At 67.1% G+C, this 21690-nt stretch carries 20 protein-coding genes and 2 riboswitches; of the genes, 9 read left to right on the forward strand and 11 right to left on the reverse strand.

The features are described from left to right. Positions 1-34 precede the first annotated feature (34 nt). The 9 genes from LC060_RS15920 (at position 35) to LC060_RS15960 (ending at position 10822) form a co-directional block, all read left to right on the forward strand. A complete protein-coding gene (locus LC060_RS15920) occupies positions 35-730 on the forward strand; it encodes a TetR/AcrR family transcriptional regulator (RefSeq protein WP_226637220.1) in 696 nt (231 codons plus the stop codon). 98 nt (positions 731-828) lie between these two features. After that, on the forward strand, positions 829-2028 hold the full coding sequence (locus LC060_RS15925) for an MFS transporter (protein ID WP_226637221.1): 1200 nt from the start codon (positions 829-831) through the stop codon (positions 2026-2028). A 233-nt stretch (positions 2029-2261) separates the two neighbouring features. Then, on the forward strand, positions 2262-4133 hold the full coding sequence (gene peaA / locus LC060_RS15930) for a quinohemoprotein amine dehydrogenase subunit alpha (RefSeq protein ID WP_226637223.1): 1872 nt from the start codon (positions 2262-2264) through the stop codon (positions 4131-4133). Next, positions 4130-5608 (forward strand): quinohemoprotein amine dehydrogenase maturation protein, encoded by a 1479-nt coding sequence (gene peaB, locus LC060_RS15935; RefSeq protein ID WP_226637224.1) that lies wholly within the window; start codon positions 4130-4132, stop codon positions 5606-5608. Before peaA ends, peaB begins: the two co-directional genes overlap by 4 nt. Further along, positions 5605-5976, forward strand: coding sequence for a quinohemoprotein amine dehydrogenase subunit gamma (gene qhpC, locus LC060_RS15940; RefSeq protein ID WP_226637225.1), 372 nt, complete (start codon positions 5605-5607; stop codon positions 5974-5976). Before peaB ends, qhpC begins: the two co-directional genes overlap by 4 nt. Before the next feature lie 118 nt (positions 5977-6094). Further along, entirely contained in the window at positions 6095-7198 is a 1104-nt protein-coding gene (locus LC060_RS15945) for a YncE family protein (RefSeq protein ID WP_226637227.1), read from the forward strand. Positions 7199-7284: 86 nt separating this feature from the next. Further along, positions 7285-8295: a hypothetical protein gene (locus tag LC060_RS15950; protein ID WP_226637232.1), complete on the forward strand. Its 1011-nt coding sequence runs from the start codon at positions 7285-7287 to the stop codon at positions 8293-8295. Further along, the gene (locus LC060_RS15955; protein WP_226637234.1) at positions 8292-10064 is read left to right on the forward strand and encodes an ABC transporter ATP-binding protein; all 1773 of its coding nucleotides are present in this window, start codon (positions 8292-8294) and stop codon (positions 10062-10064) included. The genes LC060_RS15950 and LC060_RS15955 overlap by 4 nt, the downstream gene beginning before the upstream one ends. Continuing rightward, entirely contained in the window at positions 10061-10822 is a 762-nt protein-coding gene (locus tag LC060_RS15960) for a S8 family serine peptidase (protein WP_226637236.1), read from the forward strand. The genes LC060_RS15955 and LC060_RS15960 overlap by 4 nt, the downstream gene beginning before the upstream one ends. Here the strand turns inward: LC060_RS15960 and LC060_RS15965 are convergent. The 11 genes from LC060_RS15965 to LC060_RS16015 are packed head-to-tail and all read right to left on the reverse strand — an operon-like array spanning position 10819 to position 20864. Next, positions 10819-11517 carry an SDR family NAD(P)-dependent oxidoreductase gene (locus tag LC060_RS15965; protein WP_226637241.1) on the reverse strand — a complete coding sequence of 233 codons (699 nt, stop codon included), beginning with the start codon at positions 11515-11517 and terminating at the stop codon, positions 10819-10821. The genes LC060_RS15960 and LC060_RS15965 overlap by 4 nt on opposite strands. Further along, a complete protein-coding gene (gene yaaA / locus LC060_RS15970; protein ID WP_226637497.1) occupies positions 11514-12266 on the reverse strand; it encodes a peroxide stress protein YaaA in 753 nt (250 codons plus the stop codon). The genes LC060_RS15965 and yaaA overlap by 4 nt, the downstream gene beginning before the upstream one ends. Positions 12267-12311: 45 nt before the next feature. Then, positions 12312-12842: a bifunctional adenosylcobinamide kinase/adenosylcobinamide-phosphate guanylyltransferase gene (gene cobU / locus LC060_RS15975; RefSeq protein WP_226637256.1), complete on the reverse strand. Its 531-nt coding sequence runs from the start codon at positions 12840-12842 to the stop codon at positions 12312-12314. Further along, positions 12839-14299, reverse strand: coding sequence for a cobyric acid synthase (locus tag LC060_RS15980; protein WP_226637257.1), 1461 nt, complete (start codon positions 14297-14299; stop codon positions 12839-12841). Before LC060_RS15980 ends, cobU begins: the two co-directional genes overlap by 4 nt. Beyond that, complete coding sequence (gene cbiB, locus LC060_RS15985; RefSeq protein ID WP_226637267.1) at positions 14287-15240, reverse strand: adenosylcobinamide-phosphate synthase CbiB; 954 nt, start codon at positions 15238-15240, stop codon at positions 14287-14289. Before cbiB ends, LC060_RS15980 begins: the two co-directional genes overlap by 13 nt. Next, positions 15233-16213 (reverse strand): threonine-phosphate decarboxylase, encoded by a 981-nt coding sequence (locus LC060_RS15990; RefSeq protein WP_226637269.1) that lies wholly within the window; start codon positions 16211-16213, stop codon positions 15233-15235. Before LC060_RS15990 ends, cbiB begins: the two co-directional genes overlap by 8 nt. Continuing rightward, a complete protein-coding gene (locus tag LC060_RS15995; RefSeq protein WP_226637270.1) occupies positions 16210-16923 on the reverse strand; it encodes an adenosylcobinamide-GDP ribazoletransferase in 714 nt (237 codons plus the stop codon). The genes LC060_RS15990 and LC060_RS15995 overlap by 4 nt, the downstream gene beginning before the upstream one ends. Then, on the reverse strand, positions 16920-17495 hold the full coding sequence (locus LC060_RS16000; RefSeq protein WP_413465126.1) for a histidine phosphatase family protein: 576 nt from the start codon (positions 17493-17495) through the stop codon (positions 16920-16922). Before LC060_RS16000 ends, LC060_RS15995 begins: the two co-directional genes overlap by 4 nt. A gap of 2 nt (positions 17496-17497) precedes the next feature. Continuing rightward, on the reverse strand, positions 17498-18517 hold the full coding sequence (gene cobT / locus LC060_RS16005; RefSeq protein WP_226637274.1) for a nicotinate-nucleotide--dimethylbenzimidazole phosphoribosyltransferase: 1020 nt from the start codon (positions 18515-18517) through the stop codon (positions 17498-17500). Further along, on the reverse strand, positions 18514-18933 hold the full coding sequence (locus LC060_RS16010) for a DUF1636 domain-containing protein (protein ID WP_226637275.1): 420 nt from the start codon (positions 18931-18933) through the stop codon (positions 18514-18516). Before LC060_RS16010 ends, cobT begins: the two co-directional genes overlap by 4 nt. After that, a complete protein-coding gene (locus LC060_RS16015) occupies positions 18933-20864 on the reverse strand; it encodes a TonB-dependent receptor plug domain-containing protein (RefSeq protein WP_226637277.1) in 1932 nt (643 codons plus the stop codon). The genes LC060_RS16010 and LC060_RS16015 overlap by 1 nt, the downstream gene beginning before the upstream one ends. Before the next feature lie 222 nt (positions 20865-21086). Continuing rightward, positions 21087-21275, reverse strand: a riboswitch (cobalamin riboswitch). 62 nt (positions 21276-21337) lie between these two features. Beyond that, positions 21338-21544: riboswitch (cobalamin riboswitch) on the forward strand. Positions 21545-21690 lie beyond the last annotated feature (146 nt).

Raw genomic sequence — 21690 nt, forward strand, 5'->3', positions numbered from 1 at the left:
GGATCGACGGGCAACACGGCAAGGGAGAATCGCCATGCCCCGCAAAGCGGCAACCAACGAGAATCCCAAGGACACAGGCTCCGAGCACCAGCGCCCCGGCGTCTACGCGCGCGGTGCGGACACGGTCGACACCATCATCAAGGCCGCGCTGCGTGTGATCATCGACGAGGGCGCAACCGCCTTTTCGATCCGCCGGATCGGCGCCGAGTGCGGCCTCAAGGTCGGCAACGTCAGCTACCATTTCCCTCGCAAGGAATTGCTGGTGAAGGTCATGCTCGACGACATGATGGAGAGCTACCAGACCAAGCTCGACGACGATGTGCGCCTTGCCGACATCTCGGCCGAGGAGCGCCTGCGCCGCGTGATCCTGATGTGCCTGGAGGACATCTGCTCCAAGCGCACCACCCGCCTTTTCACCGAACTGTGGTCGCTCGCCAACCAGAGCGCGTTCATCGCCGAGCGCATCGAGGCCTTCTACAGCGACGTCCACGTCCAGATCGGCGAGCAGATCCGCGTGCTCAACCCCGCGCTCGAGGACGAGGAGGTCCACACCCTCGCCCTCTTCATCAGCGCCTCGATGGAAGGCACCACGCCGTTCCTGGGCTACGAGAAGCCCTGGCGTGCCAAGATGCCCCAGATAATGGCGCTCAGTGTCGAGACCTTTATTCATCTTGCAAAGACCCTGAAACCCGGTGACATTGCCGAGATGACCAAGGCGATCGATTTCTGACGAAGAGGACTTCGCGAATTCGCCGGACGGGGAGAGCGATGACCTGATGGGACATGCACGTGGGGGCGTGCATGCACTCGTGCACATCAGGGGGGCTCGTGGAGGTTTTCGGTTCCGGATTTCGCGGCATTGCACCGGCCATCGGCGTCGCCGCGCTCGCGATCCTGCAACCGGGCATCGACCCGGTCTTCCTCGCCCTGCTGAGCGAGGCCCATGCTCTCTCGCCGGAACTTCATGGCTGGGTCGTGGCCGCCGCCCAGGCGGGCCTCGCCCTCGGCTCGCTGCTGAGCCTCTTTGCGGGTGCACGCCTGCCCTCATGGAGTTTTGCCGCCGCCGCGCTGGCCGCCATGGTCGCCGCCCTGGCGACCGGCGCGATTGCCGACTTCCCTGCGCTCCTGGCCTTACGCGCCGCCCACGGCGCGGCGATGGGGCTCATCTACACGCAGGCCATGGCCCACGCCGCGCGCCATCGCCCGACCGGTGCCTTTGCCGCCGCGCTGCTTGTCCAACTGCTGCTTTCGATGGTGGTGGCCGCCGCTCTGCCCAGCCTCGCCGACCAGCGCGGCGCGCCCGCGGCTCTCGAACTGCTTGCCCTCGCCCCCTTCACCATTCTGCTTATCCTTGCCACCTGCCGCGATGCGCTGGGCCAGCGTGCCGAATGGGACATCGCCCCCCGCTTTGAGGCCAGGAACACCAGCGCCACCGCGCGCGCGATCACGCCCCGCACACTGCTGATCGCGGGCGCCATCTTCGCCTTTGTCTGCGCCAACATGATTGTGTGGTCGCTGACCGGGGCGCTCGCGCTCGGCGCCGGGCTGGGCAATGACACGCTTGGAACCGCAGTCAGCCTGGGTTCGCTCGCCGGAGCCGTGACCGCCCTCGCCGTTCTTCGCGAGCGGATCGTGGTGCCCCCTGCCCTGACCGCGCTCCTGTGCGGGGCAGCGCTGCTGGCCCCCATGCTGGGCGCGCGCCCGGGCCAGCCGGAGCTGTTCATTGCAACCATCGTCCTCTTCAACATCGGCGCGACGGCCAGCGTCATTCGCTGCTCCGGGCTTGCCGCGGCTTCGTGCACCTCCACCCGCGCGCTGCGCTTCGTCTCCTCGATGCAGACCCTGGGCATGATCGCGGGCCCCGCGCTGGGATCGCTGGCCGCGATGGGCGACAGCCGCAACGGCCCTCTCGAGGCTGCCGCGCTCGCAACGATCCTGGCCTGCAGCGCCTTCATCGCCTGGCAGCGCCGCCCCGTACCGCAAGTCCTCCCGGCGGAGCTCTATTACGAGGAACGCCAGGCCGCCTGAGCCCCCCATGCTGCATCTGCGTGATGGCTTGAAGGCGTCAGGTATTGCGCAAGATCTGGCGCTTTTACGGCCCTTTGCGAAGGCAACGAAGCCCGATCCCAGCGCTGCCCCGACACAAAAATGCGGCGACACGAAAAAGCGCCTTGACCAACTCTTGATGATTGTCCAGTTTTCTACTGCCCAAGCGCGGAATCACCGAATTGCGCGTGTAATCAGGGGGGTATTTTCAAATAATGCGCCTTTCGCGAAAGAATCGCGGCGACGCCCTTGCGCGCACGCCCCAAGTCACATCCGATGTTGAAGCGGACAGCGTACTTGCCGCCACGGGCCCATCCACCCGCAGCTGGCACCGTCTGCCCGTCGCCGCGCTGCTGGCCGCAGGCGCCCTTTCGACCAGCGTGGTCGTCGCGCAGGCCGGGGGTGAGGACGATTTCACCAGCGACCCGGCCGGCTGGGATGAAACCGAAGCCGGCATTCCGGTCACCGACAGCCTTACCATGCAGAAGTGCGGCACCTGCCACGCGCCCGACGCGGACGGCAATCTCTCGCGCATCTCCTGGATCCGCGCGACGCCCGAAGGCTGGGCGCAGACCATCAAGCGCATGGTCAAGCTGAACGGCCTCGAGATCGAACCGGGCGAAGCGCGCGAAGTGGTGAAGTACCTCTCGACCTACCATGGCCTTGCCCCCGAGGAAGCCAAGCCGGTGATGTATCTCGCCGAAAAGCGCATCCAGGACGAGACCATCATCCCCAACGACACGCTGCGCCAGACCTGCGCGAGCTGCCATGCCTTTGCCCAGCCGATGTCCTCGCGCCGATCCAAGCGCGAATGGGGCCTGCTGGAAAACATGCACCGCGCGCTCTACTCGACCGCAGAGTTCATCTACGAGACGCCGGTTGGCGGCGGCTATGACGAAAACGGCGGCGCGGGTGATGGCGAAGGCGCGAAGCCCGAGAAGCAGGCGATCGCCGCGCTCAAGTGGCTGTCCGAGAACGCCCCGTTGCACACCCCGGAATGGTCCGCCTGGCGCCCGCGCATTCGCGCTCCGAAGCTGGGCGGCAAATGGCTGGTCTCGGCCGAGATGCGGGGCCACGGCCGTTTCGTGGGCGAAATGACCATTGCCCCACGCGAACCCGGATCGGACGAGTACATCACCTCGACCGTGCTGCGCTCGCTCAAGGACGGTTCAGTCCATACCCGCAAGGGGGCATCGCTCATCTACGGCGGTTTCTCGTGGCGCGGCTCGTCACTCGGCGCCGCCCCTTCCGCCGCCCCGGACGACCTCGACAGCAAGCTGCGCGAGACGCTGTGGTTTGCGCCTGACCAAACCATGGCCATGGGCCGCTGGTACTGGGGCGAATACCACGAGTTCGGCTACGACGTGACGCTGCGCCGTGAGAGCGGAGCGCCGGTACTGGCCGCGATCTCGCTCGACGCGCTCAAGACCGGCACCAAGGGCGCCGAAGTCCACATCTATGGCGCGAACCTTCCCGCCGATCTCGCGGCAGGAGACATCGACTTCGGCAGCGGCACCAAGGTGGCGAAGCTCGTCTCGGTCACACCGGGCGAAGCGGTCGTCACGCTCGACATCGCCGCAAATGCCGTACCCGGTCCGCGCGACGTGACGGTCGGCAGCGCGGTGCTGCAAAAAGCCCTGCCGGTCTATGCCAGTGTCGACTACGTAAAGGTCACCCCCGACACCGCACTCGCGCACCTTGGCGGCATCAAGTACGCCAAGGGCTTCGAGCAGTTCGCCGCCTGGGGCTATTCCAACGGCCCGGACGGCAAGGAAGGCACGAAGGACGACTTCGCGATCATGCCCATCGAGGCGACCTGGTCGCTGGGCGAGTTCATCACCACGACCTATGACAACGATACGAAGTTCGTGGGCTCGCTCGACGCGGCTTCGGGTCTCTTCACGCCCAACGTCGAAGGCCCCAACCCCGAACGCCGCTTCGGCCGCAACAATTACGGCGAGGTCTGGGTCGTTGCGACCGCGAAGAACTTCGCGGGCAAGGACGGCAAGCCGCTTGTCGGCCGTTCCTACCTCGTCACCACCGTTCCCACCTACAAGCGCTGGGACCAGCCGGAGGTGTCCGAATGAACACGATGACGACCCCTGCCGCCGACTTTCGCACCGCGCGCTATCGCCTGGGCGAGCTGCACGAGTTCGAAGCCGCCGACCAGCCTTACGTCTACCTTGTCGGCGCAGGCGCGATCTTCGCGCTCGACGACGGCGCCCGCGCGGTGCTCGACGAACTGCGCGAAGGCGAGATGGCGCACGGCGAGATCGTCTCCGCGCTCGTCGCCCATGGGTACGCGCACGGCGATGCCGAAGAGCTGATCCGCGAACTGCTGTTCGTGCGCGGCATTGTCTCGGACCGGATCGCGCCCGCGCTCGATCCGCAGCCGACCGCCCCTCCGGCTGACTTCCCGCTCCAGGCGCTGGTGCTCAACATCACCAACCAGTGCAACCTTGCCTGCACCTACTGCTACGAGTTCGGTGCGGACAAGATCGCGACGCCACAGGGCAAGCCCAAGTTCATGACGCTGGAGACGGCGAAGTCCTCGATCGACTTCCTGCTGTCCCAGTCGGGCAGCCGCGAGATCGTGCACGTCACTTTCTTCGGTGGTGAAACGCTAATGAACTTCAAGCTGCTGCGCGAAGTCGTCCTCTACGCCAATGACGCCGCGGCCGCGCAAGGGCGCGGGATCACCTACAGCCTCACCACCAACGCAACGCTGCTTTCGGACCCGATCATCGAGTTTCTCGCCGACAACGACGTGGGTGTTACGGTCAGCATCGATGGCCCGGCGGACCTCCAGGACCATCGCCGCATCTACCGCAGTGGCAAGGGCTCCTACGAGGTCATCGAGCCGCGCCTGAAGAAGCTCATCGCCCGCCACCGCACGCGCGCCATCACCGCGCGCGTGACACTGAGCGAAGGCGTCACCGATGTCCTTCGCATCTACCGCCACCTCAAGGACGAGCTGGGCTTTCACGAAGTCGGCTTCGCGCCGGTCACCAATTCGGGCGAGCAGGACTACGCCATCAACGGCGATGGAATGAGCAAGGTCTTGGCGGACTTTCACGCGCTGGCTGACGAATGGCTGGACTACGCGCTGGAGAACCGCATGCACGGCTTTTCCAACGTCTCGGAGACCATTGCCGAGCTGATGCAGGGCGTGAACAAGTCGCACCCGTGCGGCGCGGGACTTGGCCTGCTGGGTGTCAGCCCCTCGGGCGACCTGTCGCCCTGCCACCGCTTCACCGACGCCGACACCCACACGCTGGGCAACATCGAAAGCGGCATTGATGCGGAAAAACGCGAGGACTTCCTCTCGCGCGGACACGTCAGCGCCAAGTACGAATGCCAGAGCTGCTGGGCCCGGCCCCTGTGCGCGGGCGGCTGCCACCACGAGGCCTTCGTGCGCTACGGCGACACCGGCCACGCCAATCTGCACTACTGCGACTGGATCCGCGAATGGACCGACACGTGCCTGCGTGTCTACGGCGCGGTCGCGGCGCAGAACCCCGGATTTCTCGAACGTTTCGCAACGCGGAAGGCCAACGCATGAAGCACCTGAAGCCGATCAACCGGAAGGCCCAGAGGATCGACGATCTGGCCTCCCCTGTCCCCGAAACCACGCTAGATGCCGCGCCCGACCCGCTGGGCGAGGACGACGTCGTCGCGCTCCAGCAGAAGACCCAGCAGCCCCACGTGCCGATGGGCTGCACGCTGGCCTTCTCGCCGGGCTGGGAAGTCGATGCGGGCGGCGGCACGGCAGGCCTGTGCCAGCCGGTCGAGCGCGACATCTACGACTGCTACGTCAGCTGTTTCTGGCCCGTGCAGGTGCCCGACCACGTCAACTATTCGCCCGACTGGGCCAGCAACTGCGCCTCGGCGGCGAAGGACTGGCGCAATCTCGACCTGGTCTTCCCGTGATGCGCGTCCCTCCCCTTCGCCCGATCTGTGTGAAGGGGAGCCGTGCGGGCCATGTTCGGTCCGCCCCGCTCGCCTGGACCGCCATGCGCCCACGCCCCTCGAGAAAGAGGCAGCCTTCATGAAATCGCTTCGTCATGCCTTTGCCGGCAGCGCCAGCGCCGCCCTTGGTGCCGCGCTGGCCTTCGCCCAGCCTGCCACCGCCGACACCATCGTCATCGGCGGCTATCCCGACCAGGTGCAGTTCATCGACGACACCAGCGGCAAGGTCACCGACCTCGTCACGCTGGAGACGGGCCTTCCCGACAACCTGCAGCTCTCGCAGGATCGCTCGAAGCTCTATGTCACCACCCTCACCCGCACAGGGATCGAGGTGATCGACACGAAGACCCGCAAGGTCCTCAACCACTTCGAGCTCAACACGCCAAGCACGCGCTACCGCTTCAAGGGCGGTGTGCCCGATCCCAGCGGACGCTATTTCTACGCCATCGGCCAGCGTTTCGACAAGGAAGTGGACCTCTTCCGGGTCAGCAAGTTCCAGTATTACACCATCGACCTGAAGAGCGGCGAGGTCGTGCGCGCAGTCGATTTCGCCGAGGAAGACAACGGTCCGGGCTGGGCGGCCAGCATGGCAATCTCTCCCGACGGCAAGACGCTTTACGTCTTTGGTGACAAGGTCCGCGTGCTCGACACCAAGGACTTCTCGGTGCTGGAGCGCATCGACCTTGCCAAGCCCCAGTCGTCCGCGCTCCAGGACGTGAGCTTTGGCGGCACGCTCAATTCGCGCCAGGATCCGGGCACTTATGTCTCGCTCTTCAACGGCGAGGATCCCTACATCCACAACAAGGTCTTTGGCATCGCCCGCTTCGACCTGACGCAGCGCAGCTTCACCTTCGATCCCATCGGCCCCGCACCCGATCGCCTCGAAGGCCTGCAGGTCACGCCCGATGGCAAGGACGGCTACACCGTCGCGGTCATGGATGACCTGGGCGACCAGCGCTGCGAGTTCTGGCACTTCGACCTTCAAACCAACACGGCAGTGGGCAAGGCTGAATTTGAATGCCGTCGCCGGTTTTATTTCGCCATGTCGGCCGACGGCAAGAAGCTCTACATCTACGGCGCGGGCTACGACATCGCCGTCTACGATGCCGCCACGCTCAAGCTCGAGGCCGACTGGGAGGTGCGCAACGACATCACCATGGCGGGCCTCCTGCACCTGCCGTGAGCCAAACCGTGCGCTGCAATGCCGCGGGTCGCCGCGACACGTCTCTGCACGCGGAGACGGCGCCTTCCCCGAAGATCGCTCCAATCTTGATCCGCGGGGGAGGCGTAGCGGCGCACTGCTGCGCGGGCCTTCTGCGCCAGGCAGGTCTCGCGAGCGTGCATCCACCTGCGCGCCCTTCCTCGGCGCCCGCGATCCTGCTCGGCGCTGTTGCGGTCAAGCTCCTGCGCGATTGCCTGGAAGCCCCCGATCTCCTGGCGAATGCCCGTCACGTCCGGCGCCGCATCGTTGCCTGGGGCGGCTCCAAGCCGACCGTCCTGCCCCACGATGCCATCGTCCTGTCGGGCGGCGACCTGCATGCCGCGATGGAGCAAGTACACAGCTCCCGGACCGGCGGGGCCTTACTTCCCTGTACTTTTGGCATCCACACCGAAGCTCCCTTCCCACCTGAGGAGACACGCCACTTCGGCGCGCGTCCAGCCAGCGCCGAGGCCGTTGCCCTCCTCCACGCCGACGACGAAGAGGCCTGCTGGGTGGAAGCCGTAACACAGGGCTGGATCTTCATGATCCCCTCGGGCCCCAAGGCCGCCTGGCTGCTGGGCGTCGGCGCCGAGATCCCTGAACTCCTGGATCACAGCCGCCACATAGCCCCGCGCATCGAACGCAGCGAAGCCGCCCCTTCGGTTCGCTTCGAGACGGCCCCACGCATGTTGACCCGCCTTTCCGGGCCCGACTCGCTCGCCTGCGGCACAGATGCGCTCGCTTTCGATCCGCTGTGCGGCGATGGCACCGCGCAGGCCGCCCGCGAGGCGAGCCTTGCCGCCGCCACGCTCCACGCCATTGCGGGTTCGGACGGAAGCGAAGAGGCCGTGCGCCCCTATCTCGACCACTACCATTCGATGCTACTCGCGGGCATGCGCCGTCACTTGCGCCAATGTGGGCAGTTCTACGCGACCGGCGCGGACAGCCCCTGGTGGCGCGCGCAACTGCACGCGACACGCGAAGGATTCGACTGGTGCAGCGCGCAGCTGGCGACCTTCGCCGAACCGCGCTACCGTCTCGACGGACTGACCCTGACACCGCTCGGGAGCCCGCAATGAGCCGCCCGCCCCACGACACCGCCCCCGTGCCCCAGCGCCCTATCGGCCCACCCGGACCTGCGCGCGAGCCAGACCGGATTGCCGATTGGAGCAGCTACGCGCGCCTCCTGCCCTACCTGCGCCCCTATATCGGACGCCTGACGCTGGTTCTCTTGGTAAGCCTGGTCTCGACCGCACTTGGCCTTGCCCAGCCCTATCTTTCCAAGATGCTGATCGACAACGCCCTGCTGCCGCGCGACATGGGTGCGCTCGTCGCCATCGGGCTCGCCATGGTCGGCGTCACCATCGGCAACTACGCGCTCAATATCCTGGCCAGTTACCGCTACATCTCGACCTCGGCGGACATGCTCTTTGACATCCGCGTGGCGCTGCTGCGCCATCTCCAGACGCTCTCGCCGCGCTTCTACAGCCGCTTTCGCCTGGGCGATCTCATGTCGCGCATCAACAGCGATGTGAGCGACATCCAGCGCGTCACCGCCGACACCATGCTCTCGGTCCTCAGCAACCTCCTGATGCTGGCAGGCGGGGTCGCGATCATGCTGTGGCTCGACTGGAAACTGTTCCTGCTCGCCATTGTGCTGCTGCCCGCCTGCGTCGGCCTCTTCGTGGTCTTCCAGAGGAAGCTCGACCGCCTCACCCGCACCATGCGCGAGCGCGGCGCGGACCTGGGCAGCCTGCTCGTCGACACGATCATGGGCATGCGCGTTGTCTCCTCGCTCAACGCCGCCGCGCACGAGACCGAGCGCTTTCGCACCCGCAACTCCGCCTTTGTCGAAGCCATGCTGCGCATGCAGGTCGCCTCGTTCATGGCCGGAGCCGTGCCCGGCACGCTGCTCGCCGTCACCACCTCCGGGGTAATCCTCTACGGCGGCTACCAGATCATCGAGGGGACCATGTCGATCGGCACGCTGGTGGCCTTCATGGCCTACCAGTCGCGCCTGTTTTCCCCCATCCAGGTACTTATGGGCCTTGTCTCCGGGCTGAGCTCCGCGCGTGTCTCGCTCGCGCGTATCTTCGAGCTTTTCGACACGCCAGCCGAAGTTCACGAGAGCACCAGCGCCCGCGCCTTCCCGGGCCTTGCCGACGCGATCCGTTTCGAGGACGTCGCCCTTGCCCATGACGGCCGGGCGGTCCTCAAGGGCTTCACGCTGGAAATCCCGCGCGGCAGCTTCTGCGCGGTGTTGGGGCCGAGCGGCGTGGGCAAGTCGACACTTGCCGATCTGCTTGTACGCTACCTCGATCCCGACGCAGGGCGCATCCTGTTCGACGAGGCGCCGCTGTCCGCCTTCACGCTGGGGTCCCTGCGCGAGAAGGTGATCCTGCTGGACCAGACGCCCTACCTCTTCAACGACACCATCGGCGCCAACATCGCCTTCGCGCGCCCCGAAGCCAGCGAAGAGGCGATCCGCGCCGCCGCGCACCAGGCTGGCCTTGATCCACTGCTCGAACGCCTGCCCCAGGGGCTGGCGACGCCCGCGGGCGAGCGCGGCCTTGCCCTTTCCGCTGGCGAGCGTCAGCGCATTGCTCTCGCCCGCGTGCTGCTGCGCCGTCCCGAGGTCCTGATCCTCGATGAACCCACCTCCGCACTCGATCCCGAGACAGAGCGCCACATCGCGCAGACCTTGCGCCAGGTCCTCCCCGAAGCAACGATCATCGCCATCACCCACCGCCCCGCGCTCGCTGACGTCGCCGACCGCATCATCACCATCGAGGAAGGCCGCGCGCACGTGCGCACGCCCGAGACCCTCGCGCCGCTGGTCGACGCATGATGGGTCCCGACAGGCCCTTGCCCCCGCTCTTTCCCGAACGGACCGGAACGGGCGTGCGCATTGCGGTGATCGACAGCGGCGTTCACCCGGAGCATGATCACATCGATGCCGCCCGCATCGCGCCGGGCGTTCGGATCGACCGCGATGGCATGTGCCATGAAGGACCAGACGAAACGCTCGACCGGCTTGGCCATGGTACGGCGGTCACGGCCGCGATCCTCGAGAAGGCCCCCGGTGCCACCTGCATCCCCGTGCGCGTCTTTGCCGAGAGCCTCGCCACCAACGCCCGCGCGCTTCTTGCCGCAATCCGCTGGGCCACGGCGCTGGACGTCGATGTCATCAACCTCAGCCTCGGCACGACCAACACGGCCCACACCGCGGTCTTCGCCGAGGCGGTTGCAGAGGCCGCGGCAAAGGGGATCGCGGTAATCGCCGCGCACGATGTGGACGGAACCGCGTGTCTGCCCGGAAGCCTGCCTGGCGTGCTGGGGGTTACGCTCGACTGGGACTGCCCGCGGGAACGCTACTATGTGCCCGGCACGATCCCCGGCGCCCTGTGCGCCTCGGGCTATCCGCGCGCGATCCCGGGCGTTGCGCCCCAGCGCAACCTCTACGGCATCAGCTTCGCCGTCGCGCAGGTGAGCGGCTTTGCCGCGTGCGCCCTGGAGGGCCGTGAAAGGCATGACCAAAGCGCGCCAGCCGAGGCCCTGCACGCCGCGCTCGTCGCGGCGCTGGAGGCCGTGCCCACGCTGTCCTAGAACGCGATCTCGCGCCCTTCGTAATCGAACAACTTGCCGCTGTCAGGGACCTTCAGGTCCTCGATCACGTCGAGCAGTTGGAGCGCGGCGCGTTCAGGATCGAACAGGCGGCCTTCGGGCACATTGCCCTGGAAGGGCTTGGAGAGCGGCGTATCGACGGTGCCCGGATGCAGCGCGACGACGACCGTGCGCGATTTGCGCCGCGCTTCCTCGATGGCGAGATTGCGCACCATCATGTTGAGCGCAGCCTTGGACGCACGGTACCCGTGCCAACCGCCCAGACCATTGTCGCTGATCGAGGCGACCCGCGCCGAAAGCGCGGCAAAGACCGCGCGCTGGCCCTTGGGGATGAGCGGCAGGAAGTGCTTGGCGACCAGCACCGGACCGATCGCGTTGACGGCATAGGTCTTGGCCAGCCAGTCGGGATCGAGGTCGCGCAGCGCCTTTTCGGGGCCCTTGTCACCTTCGTGGAGCAGCCCTGTCGCCACGATCACCAGCGAAGGCGGCGGGCCCTTGGCCACGCGTGCGGCCGCGGCCTCGATGCTCGCCTCATCAGTGAGGTCGATATGCGCCTCATCCCTGCGCGAGCGGGCGAACCCGTGGACGACCTCGAAGGCACCCTCCTCGATCAGCGCCGCCTCGAAGGCCGCACCAATCCCGCCCGAAGCGCCGATGACGACCGCGCTCGAACTCATGCGCGCGAGAACATCCAGCGGTTCTCTTCGCTCTGTTCGGGCACGAAGCGATAGCCCTCGGCGTCAAAGCCCTTCATGTCCTCGATCTCGGTGATGTGGTGCTCGCACATCCAGCGCGCCATCATGCCGCGCGCGCGCTTGGCGTTGAAGCTGATGAAACGCGGGCCGTTGGGGCCCGGTTCGCGGAAGTCGACGTCGACCACACGCAGGCCTTCCAGCCGCCCCTTGACCGAAGCGAAGTACTCCTGGCTGGCAAGATTGAGGATCGCGCCCGAACCTTCCTCGGCAACTTCTGCGCGCAGGAAAGCGGCGATGCGGTCATCCCACCAGTCGGTCAGCGCCTTCTTTCGCGGCGCCCAGCGCGTGCCCATTTCAAGGCGATAGGGGCGCATTGCGTCAAGCGGGCGCAGCAAGCCGTAAAGACCGGAGAGCAGGCGGATGTGGTTTTGCGCAAAGGCAATGCCCTCTTCGTGCAGCGAGAAGGCGTCAAAGCCTGCGTAAACGTCGCCCGCGAAGGCGAACAGCGCCTGGCGCTCGGGAAGCTCGGGAAAGTCACGGAAACGATCCGCGTTGAGCTTTGCCAGCTTGGGCGAGATGTGCATCAGCTCGGACAGCTTTTTCTGGCTGAGGTTCGAGGCCGATTTCGCCAGCCCCATCGCCTCCTCGGCGAAGTGCGGAGTGGTGAGGTCGAGCGGCGGGAGTTCACGCTCGAAGTCGAGCGTCTTGGCAGGGGACAGGAGCGCAATCATGGGAGGCTGGGTACTCATGAGGAAGGGCAGCGTCAAACGCCCAGATCAGCCCGCTGCAAACTTGCCCGCCCCCTTGAGCGCAAGGGGCAGTCCCGCCGCCACGAACACGACCTCGTCGACCTCCTGCGCGAGGCGCTGGTTGAGCCGTCCCGCCTCGTCACGAAAGCGGCGCGAGAGCGCGTTATCCGGTACGATGCCCATGCCGACTTCGTTGGCTACGAAGGCAATCGGCACCGGGCAGATTGCCAGCGCGGCCAGCAATTCTTCGGTGCGCGCAGCGACATCCTCATCCCCCAGGATCAGGTTGGAGAGCCACAAGGTCAGGCAATCGACCAGCACCGCCTCGGCCTCCTGGCCTGCACGTCCCAGCGCTCCGGCCAGGTCCAGCGGTGCCTCGATGGTCGTCCAGCGCACATCGCGGTCGGCCTGGTGGCGGGCGATGCGCTCGTCCATCTCGGCATCGAAGGCCTGCGCGGTGGCGATGAAGGCCAGGCGGCCCGGCACGGCCTCGATCCGCGCCTGCGCGTGACGTGATTTGCCCGAGCGCGCGCCGCCCAGAACCAGCAGGCTCGTCATGCGGTCTTCTCCCTGGCAAGCGCAATCAGCGCGTCGATATCGAGATGCGCCTCCAGCCCTTGCGCCAATGCGTCGAGCGCCGCGTCGACACGCGCATCGTGATCTCCCCCTGAACTGGCAACGCCAATCCGCTCCAACAGGGCGCGGCGAAGCGGCCCGGCGGCCAGCAGGCCATGGCAGTAGGTCCCCATGACACGCCCGTCGCGCGATATCGCCCCATCAGGCCGATCGGCGTCCAGTATGGCGAAAGGATGGGCCAGCGAGGCCCCGTGGGTTTCGCCCATGTGCATCTCGTAACCGCGAAAGCTTACGCCCAACGCTGTTCCGCGCACATGCCGCAGGGCCTTGCGCGGACCGAGCACGGTCGAATGGTCCAGGAGCCCGAGCCCCGGCGTCTCGCCCGGCGGACCTTCAATCCCGTCAGGATCGGCGATGGTCCGCCCCAGCATCTGGAAGCCCGCACAGATCCCCAGCACGCACCCGCCGCGCCGGTGGTGGGCCAGGATGTCAATGTCCCAGGCCTGCTGGCGTGCGAAATCCATGTCGGCGCGCGTCGCCTTGGAGCCGGGCAGGACAATCAGGGCCGCCTCGGGCGGGATCGGCGTGCCGGGCGGGATCATCGCCACTTCGACGCCCTCTTCGGCGCGCAGTGGGTCGAGATCATCGAAGTTTGCAATGCGCGGCAGCATCGGACAAGCGATGAGCGTCTTGCCCTCGGCAAGGGGCTGCCGCTTTTCGAGGATCACCGCATCCTCGCTCGGCAAGTCTGCGACGGCGGAGAGCCAGGGAACGAGGCCAAAGCCGCGCCAGCCCGTGCGCGCCTCGATAGCCGCATAGCCATCGGCAAAGAGCGCCGGATCGCCCCGGAACTTGTTGACAATGAAGCCCCGGATCATCGCCGCGTCCTCCTTCTCAAGCACGGCGCGCGTCCCTACCAGCGAGGCGATCACACCGCCCCGGTCGATATCGCCCACCAGCACGACGGGCACATGCGCCGCGCGAGCAAAGCCCATGTTGGCAATGTCGCCGCTGCGCAGGTTGATCTCGGCAGGTGAGCCCGCGCCCTCGACCAGCACCACGTCGCAGCGTTCGGAGAGACGCTTCCAACTGGTCAGAACCTCACTCAGAAGGTTGCGGCGTCCTTCGCGAAAGTTGCCCGATCCCAGCGTGCCGCGCACCTTCCCGTGCACGATCAGCTGCGAAGTGCGGTCGGCCTGGGGCTTCAGCAGCACCGGGTTCATGTCGGTGTGGAGCGGCGCGCGGGCTCCCAGCGCCTGAAGCGCCTGCGCCCGACCTATCTCGCCTCCATCGACGGTAACGGCGGCGTTGTTCGACATGTTCTGCGGCTTGAAGGGCAGAACCGACAGACCCCTGTTCGAAAGCGCGCGGCACAGCCCGGCGACCAGCACCGACTTGCCGACGTCCGAGCCGGTTCCCTGCAGCATCACTCCAGCCATGCGCGGACTCCTGTAACAAGTGCACAAGCCAGCCAGGCCAGCAGGCAGGCGCGCAGATAGATGATCTCGGCCTTGCGCATCGCCGGTGCACCGGCGATGCGCCCCTCGTTCCCGATCCAGGGCTTGTCGGCCCGGATGCCGTCGTAATGCAAGGGACCGGCTAGCCTCAGACCCAGCGCGCCTGCCATCGCGGCCTCGCTCCAACCGGCGTTGGGCGAAGCATGGCGGGCATGGTCGCGCCACAGGATGCGCCAGCCTCCCCTGCCCGCAAGACAGATGAGAACGCCGCTCAGGCGCGCGGGCACGAAATTGGCCAGATCGTCGATCCGCGCCGCCGCCCAGCCGTAGGCGCGCAAGGGCTCTTCGGGGTGGCCGATCAGGCTGTCGGCGGTGTTGATCGCCTTGTAGACCCACAGGCCCGGAAGGCCCGCGATGACGAACCAGAACAGCGGCGCGATCACGCCGTCGCAGAAGCTTTCCGCGAGGCTTTCGATGCCTGCACGCGCCACGCCCGGCGCGTCCAGCTCCCGAGTATCGCGCCCGACGATGCGCCCCACGGCCAAGCGAGCTGCGGGAAGGTCGCCAGCGGCCAACGCGCGGCGCACGGGCACGACATGTTCGTACAGGCTGCGCTGGGCCAGCGCCGGCCAGGCCGCGAGCGCGATCACGAGCCAGCTCCACGATCCGGCAAGGCGGCCTGCGACGGTTTCCACGCCCCAGGCCGCCCCTCCCACCATCACCGGGAGTACGATCATCGCAGCAACGCCCCGCAGGCGCCGCGCGGAAAAGGATAGGTCGGCACGGTTCCAGCGGCGTTCCAGGCCGCCGATTACCCGCGCGAAGGCCCCGACCGGATGACCGATCCGGCAGTAGAGAGCATCGGGCCAGCCGAGCACGGCATCAAAGACCAGCGCGCCGAGGACTGCGGCGCCCTCAACCATCACAGGACCAGCGCGTGAGAGCCGCCTCCAACCGGGCCAGTGCGTGATCGCTGCCCGGCAAGCCGAAGCGCAGAAGCTGGGGATACCCCTCGAAAGGCCGGGTCAGGATATGCGCCCTGGCGAGTGCCTCGAAGAGCGCATCCGCTCTGTCGGTACGCACCAACCGGAACAGCGGAGATGCTCCCTGCGCCGCCAGTCCGAAACGGGCGAGCAGTGTATCAAGCGTCTGCGCACAGCGCGGCAGTCTCTGGCGTGCCTGCGCAATCCAGTCGGTATCGGCGTAGGCGGTGAGCCCCAGATCGATGGCCGCGCTTGAAAGTGGCCAGTCTCCGTGCAGGCGGCGGAGGGCATCGAGGATGGCCGGAGGCGCGAGCACGAAACCAAGGCGCAGCCCCGCCAGCCCGAAGAACTTGCCGAACGAACGGGTCACGATCAAACGGCGGCCCTCGCACACCTCGCCCGCGACACTCACACCCGTATGCGGGTCGGCGAAGGCTTCATCGACGATCAGCCAGCCGCCGCCCACCTCCTGACGATACAGCGCCGCCAGCACCTCGGCGCGCGTCTGCAAGGTGCCATCGGGATTGTTGGGGTTGGTGAGGACACGCACGGTCGGGCCCGCAGCTCCATTGGCAGCGGAGCCGAAAGCCTTGGCATAGGTGCTGTACGTGAGGGGGCCGGGCGCAAGCGGAAACTGCCGCAAAACCTCTCCCATAGCGCGAAGGCCCGCTTCGCTTCCCGGCACCGCCGCGCAGGTGGCCGGATCAGCTCCAAAATGGGACGCGGCCACCGCCTCAAGCCGGGCTAACGCCGCCGGGTCGGGCAAGGCTCGCCAGTCAGGCACATGGGTCTGCGCCCCCGGCCAGGGCTCCGGATTGATGCCGGTGGAAAGGTCGAGCCAGTCATTCGGCGTCCCGCCGTAGCGCGCGCAGGCCGCCGAGAGCCGTCCGCCGTGGGCCACGAAGGCGCTCATGCCAGCACCACCAGTGCCGCAAGCGTTGCGGTTTCGACAAGCTCGATCCCCCCGCCGTGCCCATCGCCCGAAATGCCGCCGATACGGCGCTTGAGCCAGAGCGCCCAGAGCGCGCTCGCCGGAAAGGCGATCAGGAGAGCAGGTGCGAATGCCAACGCGCACGCCGCGAGCAAGGCGGACCAGGCAAGACACACCGGCCAGCTCGCGCCGCTTCCAAAGCGCGTCCCCATCCCTGCATGGAGCGGGGGCAGCATCCGCGTCCAGCCCAGCGGGGCGATGCGCGCAGCAACAGGCACCAGCACCAGCGCCGGCATGGGCACCGTGCGGCACGCGAGGAACAGAAGCACCAGCTTGGCAAGCAGTTGCAGGACGATGGCAACCACGCCGAAGCTGCCGATATGCGGGTCGGCAAGAACGGCGGAAAGGCGATCACGGTCCCCATGCGCCGCGCCCGACGCATCGGCAATGTCGCCTAGACCATCGAGATGGAGCGCGCCGGTGATGCCGACCCAGACAAGAAGCCCGCACAGGGCCGCAAGGGCTCCGCTGTGAAAGCCCCCTGCCCAGACCGCCCCTGCAAGGCAGACGCCGACCACGATCCCTGCCAGCGGAAACCAGCGGATCGCGCGGGCCATGTCCGCGCTCGTCGCCCCTACGTCGGGCAGCGGCAGGCGCGTCATCAACTGGAGCGCGAGGATTGGCGCCTTCATAGGGGCGCATCCCCTGTATCGAGCCCCACCACCTGCCCCGCCAGTGTCGAGCCCGGCCAGATCCGCAAGGTCAGGCGCGCCCGATAGGGCAGATCGATGGCCCAAACACCGTGATGGTCGAGCCCTGTCAGCACCGATAGCGCGGCGCGCATCGCGCCCGCGTGCGTCACCACCAACGCGCCGTCTTCCAGTACGGCGAGCCCTGCGCGCACGCGGGCACACAGCTGCGACCAGCGCTCACCGCGAAAAGGAGGATTTGCCTCGGGATCCTCCCAGAAGGCGGTCAGGGCCTCGCCATCGATGGCCTCGGGCGCAAGGCCGTCCCAGCCCCCGAAATCGAGTTCGCGCCAGCGAGGAGAGGACTCCAGTTCCAGCCCCAGCTTCTCGGCCAACCGCTGCGCGGGAAGCATAGCGCGCGAAAGGTCCGAACTCACCAGCCGCGTCGGCGCCACCTCCTGCACGCGCTGGTGGAGCACAGGACAATCGACCACGGCGGGCGCCACGTCGCCATGCCCCCACAGCAGCCCCGGGCGCACCGGAGGGACATGCCGGACGAGGTGGATCCGCCGCACGTTCATGCGCTCCCGGCCGCCACCTCGGCCTCGGCGAAGGTCGCCATCTCGCTGTGCGCAGCAAGGGCCGCGCGCACCAGCGGAACCGCCACCGCCGCGCCCGAGCCCTCACCTAGCCGCATTCCCAGCGCGAGCAGCGGCTCCAGCCCGAGGTGCTCCAACAGTCGCCCATGCGCGGCTTCGGCTGATCGATGCGCAGCCAGGCAGTGGTCGGCAAAGTCCGGAAAGGCCGCAGCCAGCGGCGCGATTGATGCCGAGGCAATGAAGCCGTCAAGCAGCACCGGAATGCGCCGCATACGCGCAGCCAGCATGGCGCCTGCCATCGCCGCGATCTCGCGCCCGCCAAGCCGCCGCAGGGTCTCGAAGGGATCAGTGCAGGCCCCGGCATGGCGCGCCAGAGCGGCCTCGACCGCCGCGACCTTGCGGGCGACACCTGCCGTATCGAGCCCGGTGCCGCGTCCGCACCAGTCGGCGGCCTCCCCACCGAACGCCATCGCCGCAAGCGCGGCGGCAGGGGTCGTGTTGGCAATGCCCATTTCGCCGACGAAAAGAAGTTGGGTCTCCTCCTTCACCGCCTCTGCGCCCGCGTTCAGCGCGGCCAGGCAGTCCACCTCATTCATGGCCGGTTCGCAGGCAATGTCGCCGGTCGGACGGTCGAGATCGAGCGCGACGACGGAAAGATCAGCCCCGCACGCCGCCGCAAGTGCGTTGATCGCCGCCCCGCCGCCCGCGAAATTGGCGACCATCTGTGCGGTCACCTCGACCGGAAAGGCGCTGACACCGCGCGCGGCAACGCCATGGTTACCTGCGAAGACCACCGCCTGTACCAGGTCCAGCCGTGGCCGCTCAGCCGCATGCCATCCGGCCATGAAGACCGCGATCTCCTCCAGCCGCCCCAGCGATCCTGTGGGCTTGGTCAGCTGGGCCTGCCGCGCGCGCGCGGCCGCGATGGCCCCAGTATCGGGCCCGGGCATCGCCGCAAGCGCATCGAGAAAGGCGGCGCGGTTCTCGAACAGCATCATGTGCACAGGTATCCTTCGGGCGGGGTGCGGGTGATGAAGTGGCCCTTCACGCCATCCGGCCAATGGGCGTAGCGCACCACACCCTCCTCGCTCTGGGCATGGGCCGCCGCATAAGTCAGGATCGCGCGGGCGGCCTCGGCATCGGCCGAGAAATCGCCCAGCACGTAGCCGACCTTGCCGGGCGCGCGGATGTGGATGGTGCAGAAGCGCTTGCAGGCAAAGAGGCAGGGCATGTCCTGGACCTCGACCCCGGCAAAGCCCTCCTCGGCGGCCTTTACCTCGCGCAGCGCCGCGGCGAGGCGCGCGCCGCCGCGCAGCCCCTCACCGTCCTCGCGCGCCTCGGTGGTGTGACGGCAGGTGGAGCAGACCACCACCTGCGTCTTGGCCGCCCCATCTCCCTCCAGCGCGAGCAACATCAGAAGCGGCTCCGGATACCGGCGTAGACCGTGCGGCCAAGCATGCCGTAGCCGCTCGCCGTCTCGTAGCGCGTGTTGCCCACATTCTCGACGCGGGCCTGGAAGGTGAGGCCGGGCGTGACCTCCATCTGCGCGCGCACGTCGACCAGCCAGTAATCGTCAAGCACAGTCGAACTGCTGGCGCTGGTGAAGGTCTTGCCCGAATAGCGCGCAGCGACACTGGCCCGAAGGCCCGCCACGTCCACACCGCCCTCTACGTTGGCGGTATGGCGCGGCACGCGGGCCAGCTGGCGCCCATACGTCGAAGCCTCAGGCGTGCGGTCCTCGGCATTCGTCCAGGTGTAGTTGCCATCGGCGAAGAAGACACCCAGGCGCGCCGTCGCGGCCAGCTCCAGTCCCTTGGCGTGGGCCTTGTCGACATTGGCGTAGTAGCCAAAACGCGTGGTGTCGGTGCCCGGAATGTAGCAGACCGCGGGCTGGTCGGCACCGCTCGGGCAATAGGCAAAGTTGATGAGGTTGGTCGTGCGCCGTTCGAACCAGGTGGCCGAGGCGCGCAGGATCTCGCCCAGGCCCTGCTCGATCCCGACTTCCCATCCCTTGGCCTGTTCGGGCTCGAGGTCGGCAACACCGTAGGCCGAGAACATCTGATAGAGCGAAGGCGCCTTGTAGCCTTCGGAATAATTCGCGCGCAGCACGGTCACGCCGTCGTTGGGCGAGTAGGCCGCACCGGCGCTTGCCACCGTGTTGCCGCCAAAGCGCGACTGGTGGTCGTAGCGCACGCCGCCATCAAGCGTGAGCCCGTCAAGCGGGGTCACCCGCAACTGGCCGTAGAGACTGTCGGTATCGACCGCGTGGCGCGTCAGTTCATAGGGCACAAGGTTGTTGCCGGGCGACGCGGTGGTCATGCGCTGCTCTTCGCGCTCGGCCCCGAAGAGGACCTGCACGGCCTCGCTCAGCGTGAAAGTGCCCTGGTATTCAAAGCGGCGCAGACGACCATGCGCGTCGAAGGTGATCTGGCGGATGTCCCGCTCGGGATCGAAGTTCTCGCGGTCCGAGGTGGTTTGCGTGACCGCGAGCCGGTTGACGAGGCGCCCATCGAACAGGCCGAAGTTGAGCCCGGCATATCCCGACCATTCCTGCGTCGTGCCGAACGCATAGGTATCGCCCGAAGACCCGTCGAACTCCGAACGCGCATCCGACCAGTAGCCGCGCAGATCCAGCGAAACATCCGGGGCCAGCTTGAAGCGGGCCGACCCGCTCGCCGAGGTGCGGCGGTAGCCGTCATCCTCGGTGCCGCTCGAACGGGCCGAGATGCCGTCGGTGCGGAAGGTGGAGCCTGCCACGCGCCAGTCGACGAGATCGCTGGTTCCGCCCACGCCCGCACGAGCCGACACGGTCTGGTTGGAACCCGCCTCGGCGGCGAAGCTGCCTTCAAGCGGATCGGACGCCTGCCGCGTGGTCACGTTGACGACACCGCCAATGGCGTTGCTGCCCCACAGGATCGACTGCGGCCCGCGCAGTATCTCGATGCGCTCTGCATCGTCGAGGAAGAGGTTGGAGACATTGACCCCGCCCGCCGTCGAGGAAGGATCGGACAGGCGCATGCCGTCGATCACCATGACCGTGGTGCCATCGTCGGCACCGCGAATACGCAGGCTGGTGCTGGTGCCGTAGCCCCCGTTGCGCGAGATCGAGACACCGGGCGTACGCAGCAGGATATCGGTGATCGAGAAAGTCTGCGCCTGCGCGATAGCCTCTTCATCAAGTACGGTCACACTGGAGGAAACCCGCTCGGCCGCGACCGGGGTGCGCAAGGCGCTGACGTAGATCGTACCCGGAGGGGCTTCCTCTGCATGGGCGAAGGAAGGTGCGAGGACGGACAGCGGGAAAACGAGGGCCGAAACTCCGGCCAGATAGGAAAACTTCAACACGGGCGGGACAATTCCCTTCATGCAAACAACGGTTTGCCCGCCGTTTGCGCTCCGTTGTGGCAAGGAACTGCCGTATCGCAGGTCTTCTGCTTGCGAGAAGAGCGCACGACCCGACGCCCCCTGCCCGGATCGCATCCGGCAAGGCGGTGGCTGTCGCTACGCGAGGGATGACCTTGGCCTGTGACGGCGCGGCCCTCGAACACCCGGTGCACCCTGCCCGAATGAAGAACGACGGCGTCAGGCAGGTCTCCTGGCTCGCGGGTCAGGGCGCTCCGGCCGCCTTCTCAGGACGCATGTCCCAATGGCAGATTGGCCGGATGGCTCGCCGCTTACAGTTGCAGGGGCAGCCCGGGTCTTGCACCCGGTTCCCTTTTGATCCCCTTGCGGGGAACCTGTCGCTTGGGCTCGCGAACTATAGCTCCGTTGCCGCCTGCGCAAGTGCAATATGCTTGCGGGAAAGGCGATGCTCGCTTAATCGTGGGGGCGCAACGGGTGCCCGAGAGGGCTTAATCGGGAAGTCCGGAAAGGTCGCCAGGAGGCGATCTGGGCCGGCACTGCTCCCGCAACTGTGACCGGGGAGCGCATCGCCAGGTGCCATTGGGAGGGATCTCCCGAGAAGGCGGCGAAGACGCGCTGTGAACCGGGAAGTCAGGAAACCGGCCCGATGCCGTCGTTCTTCGCGCGGGCGGGATGAACCGGGCGGACGAGGGCCTCGCGACCTGCGGGGATATCCCTTGGCGGACGACATTCGTGTGTCGCGTCGAAGGGAGCCTGTGATCCATGCCGTACTGCTGAACCTCCTCTTTGGTCTCCAGCCAGGGCCCGT

Source organism: Novosphingobium profundi (assembly GCF_020524485.1).
In the GTDB taxonomy this organism is placed as follows: Bacteria; Pseudomonadota; Alphaproteobacteria; order Sphingomonadales; family Sphingomonadaceae; genus Novosphingobium; species Novosphingobium profundi_A.